Source organism: Burkholderia sp., assembly GCF_018375725.1.
GTDB lineage: Bacteria > Pseudomonadota > Gammaproteobacteria > Burkholderiales > Burkholderiaceae > Burkholderia.
Map to the genome: position 1 here is coordinate 1 of NZ_JAHACR010000106.1, position 12389 is coordinate 12389.

The 12389-nt window shown below is 66.9% G+C and carries 12 protein-coding genes and 1 pseudogene; 1 reads left to right on the forward strand and 12 read right to left on the reverse strand.

From position 1 onward, the window contains the following. Positions 1-64: 64 nt before the first annotated feature. The 12 genes from flgL to flgB form a co-directional block, all read right to left on the reverse strand. Positions 65-1303, reverse strand: coding sequence for a flagellar hook-associated protein FlgL (flgL, locus tag KH616_RS13355; protein WP_292245176.1), 1239 nt, complete (start codon positions 1301-1303; stop codon positions 65-67). Positions 1304-1317: 14 nt separating this feature from the next. Then, complete coding sequence (gene flgK / locus KH616_RS13360) at positions 1318-3315, reverse strand: flagellar hook-associated protein FlgK (protein WP_292245178.1); 1998 nt, start codon at positions 3313-3315, stop codon at positions 1318-1320. A gap of 87 nt (positions 3316-3402) precedes the next feature. Further along, a complete protein-coding gene (locus KH616_RS13365; protein ID WP_292245197.1) occupies positions 3403-4158 on the reverse strand; it encodes a flagellar brake protein in 756 nt (251 codons plus the stop codon). 207 nt (positions 4159-4365) lie between these two features. Then, on the reverse strand, positions 4366-5346 hold the full coding sequence (gene flgJ, locus KH616_RS13370) for a flagellar assembly peptidoglycan hydrolase FlgJ (RefSeq protein ID WP_292245180.1): 981 nt from the start codon (positions 5344-5346) through the stop codon (positions 4366-4368). Then, the gene (locus tag KH616_RS13375; protein WP_292245182.1) at positions 5347-6525 is read right to left on the reverse strand and encodes a flagellar basal body P-ring protein FlgI; all 1179 of its coding nucleotides are present in this window, start codon (positions 6523-6525) and stop codon (positions 5347-5349) included. Next, positions 6525-7247, reverse strand: a complete 723-nt coding sequence (flgH, locus tag KH616_RS13380) for a flagellar basal body L-ring protein FlgH (protein WP_292245183.1) — start codon at positions 7245-7247, stop codon at positions 6525-6527. Before flgH ends, KH616_RS13375 begins: the two co-directional genes overlap by 1 nt. Before the next feature lie 17 nt (positions 7248-7264). Continuing rightward, positions 7265-8053: a flagellar basal-body rod protein FlgG gene (gene flgG / locus KH616_RS13385; RefSeq protein WP_292245185.1), complete on the reverse strand. Its 789-nt coding sequence runs from the start codon at positions 8051-8053 to the stop codon at positions 7265-7267. Positions 8054-8088: 35 nt separating this feature from the next. Beyond that, complete coding sequence (gene flgF / locus KH616_RS13390; RefSeq protein ID WP_292245187.1) at positions 8089-8847, reverse strand: flagellar basal-body rod protein FlgF; 759 nt, start codon at positions 8845-8847, stop codon at positions 8089-8091. Between the two features lie 20 nt (positions 8848-8867). Next, positions 8868-10109, reverse strand: coding sequence for a flagellar hook protein FlgE (gene flgE, locus KH616_RS13395; protein ID WP_292245189.1), 1242 nt, complete (start codon positions 10107-10109; stop codon positions 8868-8870). A 27-nt stretch (positions 10110-10136) separates the two neighbouring features. Next, complete coding sequence (locus KH616_RS13400; protein ID WP_292245191.1) at positions 10137-10877, reverse strand: flagellar hook assembly protein FlgD; 741 nt, start codon at positions 10875-10877, stop codon at positions 10137-10139. Positions 10878-10914: 37 nt separating this feature from the next. After that, positions 10915-11340 carry a flagellar basal body rod protein FlgC gene (gene flgC, locus KH616_RS13405; protein ID WP_292245193.1) on the reverse strand — a complete coding sequence of 142 codons (426 nt, stop codon included), beginning with the start codon at positions 11338-11340 and terminating at the stop codon, positions 10915-10917. A gap of 55 nt (positions 11341-11395) precedes the next feature. Next, positions 11396-11887, reverse strand: coding sequence for a flagellar basal body rod protein FlgB (gene flgB, locus KH616_RS13410; RefSeq protein WP_292245195.1), 492 nt, complete (start codon positions 11885-11887; stop codon positions 11396-11398). Between the two features lie 203 nt (positions 11888-12090). Here flgB and KH616_RS13415 point away from each other — a divergent pair. Next, positions 12091-12389, forward strand: a pseudogene (locus KH616_RS13415) (flagellar biosynthesis protein FlgA); the annotation flags it as partial.

A 12389-nucleotide genomic window follows, 5' to 3' on the forward strand; every position in this document is an offset into this window, starting at 1 on the left:
GACCGCCGCAATCGGGGTCGGACGATGTGAGCGAGCGCTCACATCACGTCCGACGGCCGGTGTATCACGGGTTGATGTACTGGAACAACGACAGGTTCTGCAACTGGACGAATGCCTTCTGCGCGCCGGTCAGCGCATTCTGCAACTGCGTAAACTGACTGATCGTCGACACCATGTTGGTGCTGGTCAGATCCGCGAGATTGCTCGAGATCTGCAGCGAGTTGGTCGACATCACCGTCTGCATCGCCTTGATTTCCTGCTCCCGGCCGCCGACCGACGCCTGCACGGTGAGAATGTTCGTCATCGTGTTGCCGAGCTTCGTCGCGCCGGTCGTCATCGCGTTCGCCAGGGCGGCGGCCGCGGTGGAGTTACTGGCGATCGGCGTCTTCAACGCGGCGACCATCGTGTCGAGCGTCGAGAACACATCGTGGTTGGCGACCTGCGGGGCAGGCGTGACCGAAAACGTGTCGTTCGGCGCGGGCGACCCCGACACCGGCACCGTCAGGCCGCTGCCGAGGGCGATCGAGGTGTTCGGCACATACGCTTGCGCGGCCGTCGTCGTCGGCGGCGTGGCGGAGTTGTCGGTCACCGTGTAGGTCAGTGCGGCCGGCGTCCCGCCGAATGCGATCGTGAACGTGTGCGTGTTGGTCGCGGCCGACGGGCTCGTGATCGTCACGTCGCCGATCGTACCCGTGCCGGCATTGCCCGCGCCCGCGGCCGGCACCGGCTGGCTGCCCAGCATCGGCACCGACATGAACACGCTTGCGCCATTGTCGTTTTGCGCGATCGTGCGCGTGTCGGCAATCTGCACCTCGCGCGAGCCGGTGTCGCCGCTGTAGGTCACGCCGCCGCCCGGATTGTTGGCGAATGGCGGCGTCGTCGACTGGAAGCCCGCGAACAGGTAGTTGCCCGCACCGTCGGTCGTGTTCGCGAGCGTCAGCAACTGGTCGCGATAGCCCTGCAGTTGCGTCGCGAGCGCCGAGCGATCGCCGTCGGACAAGCTGCCGTCGCCCGCACGAACCACGATCGTCTGGATGCTGTTGAGCACGTCGTTGACGCTCGTGAGCGTCTGGTCTTCCTGCTGCAGCGACGACAGCGCGATGTTCTGGTTCGACGAATACTGCGACATCGTCGCCGACGTCATCGACAACTGCACCGCCTGCGCGGCGCCGAGCGGGTTGTCGGCGGGCGTCGACAGGCTCACGCCGCTCGACAGCTGCTGATACAGCTGCGCGAGCTGAGCCTGCTGGTCGTTCATCTGCCCGACGTTCAGCTGAAAGAACTGGGAACTGGAAATGCGCATCGCTTCGATCCTCGTTATCCGTTGAACAGGCCGAGCACGGTCTGGAACAGCGTCGCCGCCGTCTGGATCACCTTCGCGTTCGCCTGGTAAAGCTGCTGGTATTGCATCAGGTTCGCCGCTTCCTCGTTCTGGTTGACGCCGGACACGGACTGCTGCGCGGACGTGATCTGGCCGACGAGCGCGGTCTGCGCACTGTTCGACGATTTCAGCTGGCTCGCGGTGTTGCCGATTCCGTTGACGTAGCTCGCGTAGGCGCCCGTCAGCGTCAATGCACCGTTGCCGAGCGTCTTCGCACTGACGAGCTGCGACAGCGCCAGCGCATTGCTGCCGTCGTTGGTGCCGCCCGCGTACGCGCCGATCCTGAACTGGTCGCCGTCTGCCGGCGCACCCGACAGCGTGACGGAAATGCCGTTCATCACGCCGGCCGGCGGCGGCTGCACCGTGCTCGCGATCGACAGCGACGCGCCCTGCGCGACGCTGTACGGCACCTGCGTCGCCGCGCTCGCGATCGTCACCGATGTCGGCGGCGTGCCGGCGATCGTCACCGTCGTTCCCGCCTGGAAGCCGGACAGCGTCTGCGTCGCCGCATCGTATTTCAGCGTGGTCGTGCCGGCCGGCAACTGGTAGCCGGCGCTCACCGTGCCCTGCGTGATCGTCGCGGTGCCCGTATTGGTCGACACGGCCGAACTGACGACCGGCGACGCCGCCGCGATCGCCGAACCGTTCGTCGTCGCGAGCGAAAAACCGTTGAGCGCGCCGCGCGTCGGCTGGACCGTGAACGAATCGCCGGCCGCCATCGCACCGTTCAGCGAGAAATCCAGCCCGCCGATCGAGCCCGGCATCGCCCCCGCGGTGCCGACCACCGCACCGCTCGCGCGGTCGGTGAGCGTGTAATTGGTGCCGTCGTACGACAGCGTGTAGTCGCCCGCCGTCGGCTTTGCGGCATTCGCGAACGAGACCGCCAGCGTCGCGCCGCCCGTGTTCGCCTGGTTCGCGTAGACGGTCGGGCTGCCCGTCGAAAACAGGTTGCTGCCGACGTTGCCGGACAGGTCGATGCCCAGCGCGTTCTGCGCGTTGACCTGGGCGGCGAAGCTGGTCGCGACCGCGCCGAGATGCGCTTGCGCCGGATCGAGCGTCTGGCTGCGGAATGCGAGCAGGCCGCCGAGCGTGCCGCCCGTCAGCGATGTGTCCGGCAGGTACTGGTTCGGTCCCGGCGGATTCGCGCCCGCGATCCCCTGCGACACGACCGTCAGCTCGCTCGGGTCGCCCTGCGATACAACCGTCGCGAGCTGGTAGCTCTTGTTGGCGACGACGAGCGGCTGGCCGCCCGCGAGGAACACGTTGTAGCCGTCGCCGTTGCGCACGACCTGCACGCCCGTGAGATTCGACAGGTTCGACACCGCGAGATCGCGCTGGTCCATCAGCTGGTTGGGCGGCTGGCCCTGGGCGCTGCCGGCTGCGATCTGCTCGTTCAGCTGCGCGATTTGCGCCGTGTAGCTGTTGATCTGCGAAACCGTGTCGGTGAGTTGCGTGTTGACGCTCGCGCGCAGCTGGTCGTATTGCTGGCCGGCTGCGTTCATCTGATCGGCGAGCGTCTGCGCATTGCTGATCGCCGTCTGCCGCGTCGTCGCGTTGGACGCGTTGTTCGCGACGTTCTGCAGGCCGGTGAAATAGTTCGTGATCGCGGTCGAGATGCCGGTCGTCGGGCTGCCGACGAAGTTGTTCAGCTGCGAGACCAGCGAATAGTAGGTCGACAGCGAGCCGCCCTGCGTCTGTGCGTTGTTCAGCTGATCGCTCAGGTACTGGCTGTACTGCCGCTGGACGGTGACGGTGTTCACGCCCTGCGGCAGGTAGCCGCTGCCCGTGTACTGGCCGCTCGCTTCCGCATAGACGGGCCGCTCGATCGTATAACCGGGCGTCGCGGCATTGCTGATGTTCTGGCCGGTCGTCGTCAGCCCCCACTGCGCGGCATTCAGGCCGCCGACGCCGAGGTTCATGAGTGTATTGGACATGCGCGATCCTGATGGGCAGGCCGCGCTGCGGCCGCCGGGTTGCGTAACTCCCGGTATAACGGCCGCGGATCGGGAAAATTGAGGGGATCAGGCCCGCGCGAGCTGGCGGCGCTTCATTTCGAGTTGCGTAATGAGACGCTGCAGCGTGTTCTCCGCGCTGCCGGGCAGCGACATGAAGCGGAAGCCGAGCTGGTAGCGCCGCGTGCCGTTCGGCAGCTCGGTCGAACGCTGCGACACGAGATGCAGGTCGAGCGGCAACTTGCCGTGGCTGCCCAGGTCCAGCTCGACGTCGGGCAGCAGCGTGCCGAGCTCGAGCGCCGCGACGCGCTCGTCCGCGGTGCGCAGGCCGACGCCGCCCAGCGACAGGTTGAGCACCTCGAACAGGAACGTCTCGCCGTCCGGCAGCTTGCCGCGGCACTGGTACGGATCGATGATCGGCGCGTCGACACGGAAATACTCGCGGCGCTGGATGCAGTACAGCACGTCGGGAAAGGCCGCCTCGAACGCCGGCAGCCCTTCGTAGCGCGTCTCGCGCGGCGTGCCGGTCGCGAATTCGACACGCACGCCTTCCGGCGACGCGGAAAACTTGCAGTGCGGCGCGACGAGGATGCTGTCGTTCTGTTCGTCGAGCGCCCCCCAGTCGAACGTAAAGGTGCGCGCGCCGACATCGACGTCGAGCAGGCGCGTGACGAGTTGGCCGCCGGGGTACTGGACGGTGAGGAAATCGCCCCGGTTCACGAGGTTACGCAGTTGCACGCCGATTTCCAGCGGATTGCGGCGGCCGTAATCGGGCCCGGCGTGCCCCGACTCCTGGCTCAGGTCCGTCGACAGTTCGATATTCATGGCTTGCGGGTCGTTTCTTGTCATGAGCGCACGCGGATCCGGTGCGCATAAAAACCGGGCCGGAACGCTGACCCGGTCGCAGGTCTCACACACTTAGCGGCAGTGCCGACCGAAAGTTTAGATCGAAATCTCGATTTTTTTTGCGCAAACGATTAAACCGCGCGCGGCGGAGCCGGGCGCGGTCCAGAGAACAGGGCGAACAGCCGGTCAGCCGATCTGCTGCATGATGGAGATGAGTTTTTTCGCGTAGTTCGGATCGGTCGCGTAGCCGGCCTTCTGCATCCCCTGCGCGAAGCCTTCGACGCTGCGGCTCGCGCTCAGCACGCCCGCATAGCGCGGGTTGTTCTTCAACAGGTTCGCGTAGTCGGTCATCGCGTGCTCATAGGAGTCGTAGGCCCGGAACTTCGCGACCACATGGCGCGGCTCGCCGTTGACGTATTCGGTCGTGACCGCCGACACCGTGCGGCCCGTCCAGCCCTTCGTCGCCTTGATGCCGAACACGTTGTAGCTCGATGCGCCATCCGTGCCGCGGATCTCGCGCTTGCCCCAGCCCGATTCGAGCGCGGCCTGGCCGACGATGAAGCGCGCCGGAATGCCGGTCGCCGCGCTCGCCGCCTGCGCCGGCGCCGCCAGTCGCTCGACGAATGCGTCGGCCTGCGGCGACGCGCCTGCGCCCTTCACCGGCGGCGTCAGCGCGCTGCCCGCCGAATAGCCGCGCCCCTGCGCGAGGTTGCCGTTGTTCGCGGCGGCGTTCGCGTAGGCCTTCGCCATCGCGTTCATGGCCACGAGGCTGCCCTCGTTGCCGCCCTCACCCAAGCCTGCCGCGCCGAGCGCGCCCGCCGCCGCATCCGCGCCTGCGCCGGAGTTGGTATTGCGCATCAGCTGCTTCATCAGCGCATCGGCCACGCCGATCCCGCGCGACGACATCTGCTGCGCGAGCTGCTGGTCGAGCATCGACGTGTACATCTTCGACGTGTGGGAATCGAACAGCCCGCCTTCGGGCGTCGCGTCCCGCATGCTCTTCAGCATCATCTGCGTGAACATCGCGTCGAACTGGCCGGCGACGAGCTTTGCGCCCGCCTGCGGCGACTGCTTGGCCTGCGCGCGCAGCGAATCGAAGCCCTGCACGTCGAGCGCGAAGCGCTGCGACAGGTCGTTCGCGTTCGAGAGATTCGCCGAATTCGCCATTTAGATGATCTCCAGGTCCGCGCGCAGCGAGCCCGCGGCCTTCATCGCCTGCAGGATCGACATCAGATCCGCCGGCGTGGCCCCGAGCGTGTTGAGCGCCTTCACGACGTCCGCGAGATTCGCGCCGGCCGTCACCATCTTGAGCGAACCGTTGTCCTGCTTCATCTGGATCTGCGACTGCTGGGCCGCGACGGTCTGCCCGTTCGAGAACGGCCCCGGCTGCGACACGACCGGCTGCGTATTGACGACGACCGACAGGTTGCCGTGCGCGACCGCGCAGCTTTGCAGCGTGACCATCTGGTTCATCACGATCGAGCCGGTGCGCGCGTTCAGGACCACCTTCGCGGCGGCTTTCTCCGGCCTCACGTCGAGATTCTGCAGGCGCGCCATGAATGCGACCTGCTGCGCCGAGTCGGCCGGCGCGGCGAGCTGGATCGTGCGGCCGTCGAGCGCGGTCGCGGTGCCCGGCCCGAAGCTGCCGTTGACCGCCGAGACGATCCGCTCGGCGGTCCCGTAATCCATGTCGTTGAGCTGCAGTTGCAGCGTGCCGTTCATCTGCGCGAGCGCATTCGGCACCGCGCGCTCGACGATCGCGCCGCCCGTGATGCGGCCCGATGCGAGCTGGTTCACCTGCACACGGCTGCCGTTCGCGCTCGCCCCCGCGCCGCCGACCGCCAGGCTGCCTTGTCCGAGCGCATACACCTGTCCGTCCGCGCCCTTGAGCGGCGTCAGCAGCAGCGTGCCGCCGCGCAGGCTCTTCGCGTTGCCGAGCGACGACACGGTGACATCGATCGCCTCGCCCGGCCGCGCAAACGGCGGCAGCGTCGCGGTGACCATCACCGCCGCGACGTTCTTCAGCTGCATGTTCGACATCGACGACGCGCCGCCGCCGCTGGCCGACCCGTTGTTGATCGAGATGCCGAGGTTCGCGAGCATGTTCGCGAGCGTCTGCGTGGTGAACGGCGTCTGCATCGTCTGGTCGCCGGTGCCGTCGAGGCCGACGACGAGGCCGTAGCCGATCAGCGGGTTGTCGCGCACGCCCTGGATCTGCGCGAGATCCTTCAGGCGTTCCGCCTGCGCAGGCGTCGTGCCCAGCGCGCAGGCGGCGGCGACGAGCGCCCACGCGGCGGCGCCGCGCAGGCCTGACGCAAGGCGTCGGGACAGAATCGTCATTGGCATCACCACGGCGCGAGGTTGAGGAAGAAACGCTGCAGCCAGCCCATCGTCTCGGCTTCGTTGATGTAGCCCTTCGCCGAATACTCGATCTTCGCGTCGGCGACCTGCGTCGAGTAGACGGAATTCGCGCCGGAAATCGTGTTCGGGTTGACGACGCCCGAGAAGCGCACGAATTCGTTGCCCTGGTTGATCAGCATCTGCTTCTCGCCGCTGACGACGAGGTTGCCGTTCGGCAGCACGTCGGTCACGGTGACCGTGATCGTGCCGTTGAACGTGTTCGCCGCGCTTGCGCCGCCCGTCGACGCGAACTTGTTGCCGCCGGTTGCCGACAGGTTCACCTTGTTGAACAGGCCGCCGAGAAAACCCGCGGCCGGCACGTCGAAGTTGGTGTTGCCCGCCCGGTTGGCGTTCGCGCCGGACGACTTCGTCGCATTGATGTTTTCCGCGATCACGATCGTCAGGATGTCGCCGATGTTGCGCGGCCGCTGATCCTCGAAAAGCGGCCGGCCGGCGAAGCCCGGGTTGTAGATCGAGCCGGGCGCCTGCATCGCCGGCGGCCTGGGCGGCGCGACCGTCATCGGCTGCTGGACGATCGGCTCGCGCGGAATCTGCGCGCAGCCGGCGCACATCGCGAGCGCGACGACGGCCAAAGGCAACCCCTTGGAAACGGCCGGCACGCGGATGCGGCGGAGCTGCGGCGAAACGGAACGGACAACCTGCGTCATGGAGAAGAATCCGGCAATCAGCGAGCCATCTGCGTGACGGTCTGCAGCATCTGGTCGGACGTCGTCACGGCCTTGCTGTTGATCTCGTAGGCCCGCTGCGTCTGGATCATGTTGACGAGCTCCTGCACGACGTTCACGTTCGACGCCTCGACGTAACCCTGGTTGAGCGTGCCCGCGCCGTTCAGGCCCGGCTGCGACACGTTCGGCGCGCCGGACGACGTCGTTTCCGCGAACAGGTTCTCACCCTTCGCCTCGAGGCCGGTCGGATTGATGAACGTCGCGATCTGCAGCGAGCCGATCTGCACCGCATTGTTCGAGCCCGGCTGCGTGACCGACACGACGCCGTCCTTGCCGATCGTCAGCGACATCGCGTTCTGCGGCACCGTGATCGCCGGCAGGATCTGGTAGCCGCTCGACGTGACGAGCTGGCCCTGCGCGTTGGTCTGGAACGAGCCGTCGCGCGTGTACGCGTTCGTGCCGTCCGGCATCAGCACCTGGAAGAAGCCCGCGCCGTTGATCGCGACGTCCTTCGAGTTGCCGGTCTGCTGCAGGCTGCCCTGCGTGTACAGGCGCTCGGTCGCCACCTGCTGGACGCCGGTGCCGAGCTGCAGGCCCGACGGCAGTTCCGTCTGCTGCGTCGAGTTCGCGCCGGGCTGGCGGATCGTCTGGTAAAGCAGATCCTCGAACACTGCGCGCGAGCCCTTGAAGCCGTTGGTGCTGACGTTCGCGAGGTTGTTCGAGATCACGTCCATCTGCGCCTGCTGCGCATTCATGCCGGTGGCGGCGATGTAGAGCGAACGGTTCACGTTTGATTTACTCCGTTACTGGCCGGCGTTGCCGCTCAGCCGAAATTGAGCAGCTGGTTCGCCGACTGTTCGTTCTGGTCGGCGGTCTCGATCATCTTCGACTGCAACTGGAACGCACGCGCGTTGTCGATCATCGACACCATCGCGGTGACCGGATTCACGTTGCTGCCTTCGAGCGAATCCGGCGCGACGACGACGGCCGGATCCGCATCGGCCGGATTGCCGTCCGCGGTGCGGAACAGGCCGTCGCTGCCGCGTGTCAGGCTCGCCGGGTCGGGATTGACGAGCTTCATCTGGTCGACGATCGCCACGGCGGTCGGCGGATCGCCCGGCATCAGCGCGGACACCGTGCCGTCCTTGCCGATCGTGATCTGCGCGTTCGGCGGCACCGAGATCGGGCCGCCGTTGCCGACGACCGGCATGTTCGTCGCGGTCACGAGCTGGCCGTTCTGGTCGACGTGCAGATTGCCGCCGCGCGTGTACGCCTCGCTGCCGTCCGGCAGCTGCACGGACAGCCAGCCCTGCCCCTGGATCGCGACGTCGAGCGGATTGCCGGTGCGCGTGAGCGGGCCCGGCGCGAAGTCCGCGCCCGGCGTCGACGACACCACGTAGGTGCGCGTCGTCGTCGGATCGACGGTGCCGCCGTCGCCGAAATTCATCGGCACCGCGCGATAGTTCGCGAGCTGCGCGCGAAAGCCGGTCGTCGACGCGTTCGCCAGATTGTTCGCGACGATCGCCTGCTGGTCGAGCGACTGCGTCGCCCCCGTCATCGCCGTATAGATCAAGCGGTCCATGGCTGCCCGTTATCCGTGGGTTACAAGTTCATCAGCGTCTGGTCGACGGTCTGCTGCGTCTTGATCGTCTGCGCGTTCGCCTGGTAGTTGCGCTGCGCGGTGATCAGGTTCACGAGCTGGCTCGTCAGGTCGACGTTGGAGCTTTCAAGCGCGCTGCCCTGAAGCGTGCCGTGGTTCGTGCTGCCCGGCGACGAGATCTGCGCGACGCCCGAGGCGGACGTCTCGGCGAACTGGTTGCCGCCGAGGTTCACGAGGCCGTTCGGGTTGTTGAAGTTCGCGAGCACGATCTGGCCGAGCACCGCCGTCTGGCCGTTCGAATAGTTGCCGGTGAGCTTGCCGTCGGTGCCGATCGAGAAGGTCGTCAGCGTGCCGCTCGCGTAGCCGTCCTGCGCGAGGTTGTTGACGCCGTCCTTGCCGCCGTACTGCGTCGTGCCGGTCAGGTCGAGCGTGAGCGTCTGGCTCGAGGGCGGCGGACTGACATTGGTCGGAATGCTGAACTGAAACAGACCCGTCGATGAACTGGTGACGCCAGGCCCAACGGGCGCCGTGCTGGAGATGGTGCCGTTCGGGCCGAACGTTACCGTGCCGAGATCGGTCGGCGCTGCATTCGCGACACCCGCATAGGTTTCCCACGTGCCCGAGCCAGTCTTCACGAAGTACATGTTGAGCTGCTGCGTGCCGCCGAGCGAATCGTAGGTCTGAACCGCTGTCGAGAAGTTGTAGGTCGACGCATCGGTGTAATCGAACGCCTTCGCAGGCACCGTGTCCTGCGAGTTCAGGTTCAGCTGCGCGCTGATCTTGGTCGTCGCGGTCGGCGCGATGTTGGTGGTCGGCGCCTGCAGCGGCACGGTCGACGCGGTGTTGACCACGCCGTTGCCGTTCGCCGCGTAACCCATCAGGTTCAGCCCCTGTGCGTTGACGAGGTAGCCATTCTTGTCGCGCTGGAACGTGCCGTCGCGCGAGTACGTGATCGCGCCGTTGCTCGACATCTGGAAGAAGCCGTTGCCGTTGATCGCGACGTCGAGCGCCGAGTTGGTCGTCGTGATCGAGCCCTGGCTGAACTCCTGCTGCACCGAATTCAGCGTGGCGCCGATGCCGATCTGGTTGTTGACCGACGTCGCGACGGAATTCGCATAGACGTCCGCGAATTGCGCGGTACTCGACTTGAAGCCGACCGTGTTCGCGTTCGCGATGTTGTTGCCGATCACGTCGAGCGCGTTCGACGCACCCGCGAGCCCGCTCAAACCCTGTTGATAACCCATCTCGGTCTCCGTTCCGAAGAAGCTGAATCAGTTCGTGGCGCTGCCGGCCGATGCCGACGCCGTGTTCGGGAAGATCGACGCGACCTGCGACAGCCCGACAGTGCCGCCATTCGACAGCACCAGCCCCGGGGTGCCGTCCGATTGCTTGACGACGCTCTCCACCTGCGCGGCCGACAGCGTCGTCGCCGCATGCGGCGAGCCGCTGCTGTCGGTGTAGGTCGCGCTGATCGTGTACTTGCCGTCCGGCAGCGTGTTGCCGGCCGCGTCGGTCGGCGTCCAGTTGAGCGGCACGGTGCCGGCCGACTGCGCGCCCGCGTTGATCGTGTTGACGACGACACCCGCTGCGTTCTTCACGGTGACCGTCAGATTCGACACGCTGTTCGCAAGCTGCACGCCGAACGACGACGTCGCACCGCCCTGCACCGCGACGCTGTTGCCCGGCGCCAGCACGTTCGAGCCGATCAGCAGCGCCGCCTGCGTCTGCTGGCCGGCCGCGAGCTGCGTCGACAGCGACGACAGCGACGTGTTGAGCTGCGCGATGCCGCTCACCGTGTTGATCTGCGCGAGCTGCGTGGTCATCTGCGAGCTGTCGAGCGGGCTGGTCGGATCCTGGTTCTGCAACTGCGTGACGAGCAGCTTCAGGAACGTCGCCTGCAGGTCGCTCGCCGACGTGCCCGTCGTCGACGCCGTGCTGGTGTTCATCGTGTCGGTCGGCAGCGTCGACACGTTCGTGCCGTTGCCGCCGATCGTCGTGGAGGAGGAAGTCATCCGGTCGGACCTTCTGTCAGGTGAGGGGAAACGCGGCTCACGAGCCGATCGTCAGCGTCTTCAGCATCAGCTGCTTCGCGGTGTTCAGGGTTTCGACGTTGGCCTGGTACGAGCGCGACGCCGAGATCATGTTCACCATCTCCTGCACCGGATCGACGTTCGGCATCTGCACGTAGCCGTTCGCGTCGGCGGCGGGATTCGACGGGTCGTAGGTCGACTTCATCGGAGACGGGTCGTCAATCACCTTCGTCACGCGCACGCCGCCCACGCCCTGGCCGGACGCCGTGCGCGCGCGGCCTTGCGGGTCGGCCGCGAACACGACCTGCTTCGCCTTGTACGGCTTGCCGTCGGGTCCGGTGACGCTGTCGGCGTTGGCGAGGTTCGACGCGGTGACGTTCAGGCGCTGCGACTGCGCGGACAGCGCCGAACCGGCGACGCCGAAGATGTTCATCAACGAAGGCATGGAGACTCCTTATGCTCGATGCGGGGCTTGCGGTTCGGGGAATGCGCCGTCACGGTCACGCATTCGACGTGATCGCGGCGAGCATCGCCTTGATCTGCTGGGTCATCACGTTCATGCCGGTCTCGTAGTGCAGCGCGTTGTTCGCGAACTGCACGCGCTCGACGTCGAGATCGACCGTGTTGCCGTCCAGCGCCGGCTGCAGCGGCTGGCGGTATTGCGGACGGCCGTAGTCGTCCGCCGGGCCGCCCGTCGGGATCAGCTTCGCGGTGCCGGCCATGTGGCCCGACGCGGTCGACGCCATCGACATGCCGCTCGTCACGCCCGCGGGCTGCGCCATCGCGAGCGTCGACGCGTTGCTCGGCGCGAGGCCGCCGGATCCCGCCTGCTTCAGCGAGCGGGCGAGCGTCGACGCGAAATCGACGTCGCGGGCCTGGTAGCCGGGCGTGTCTGCGTTGGCAATGTTCGACGACAGCATTTCCTGCCGATAGGCGCGCACGTCGAGCGCCTGGCGGCCGAATGCGAATTCGGCATCGAGTCTGTCCAGCATCTGTGCGTCTCTCCGTGTGAAGCGCTGCACCGCTCTTTCGCCGCACGGCGGCCAAAGAGGCTTTTTTCCATGACACGCATGGTAGGCGGCGGGCGCAACGGGCAATCGGACGAATAACGCGGCAAAGGCCCCCTCTATTCATCGTTTGCGCGACCGACCGGCTCCCTAGAATGCAATCCGGATCAACGGATGAGGACAACGCGATGACGGGTACCGCATCCCGCAGCGAACACGGACGCCGGCCGCTGGCGCGGTTCGCGTGCGCGCTCGCCGCCGCGCTGTGGACGAGCGTCGCGCTCGCGCAGGCCGCGGACGACGGGATGATCGTGATTCCGGGACGCGGCGAGACGGCCGAGGCCGCGCTCGCGCATGCGAATGCGGCGAATGGAGGCCGGACGGCGCCGCCTGCGGCTCCCGCCCGCGCGACCGGCCCGGTTCACGCGGCCCCGATGGCTTCGGCGCAGCCGGCCGACGGCACGGCTGCGGCATTCGGCGCGCCGCA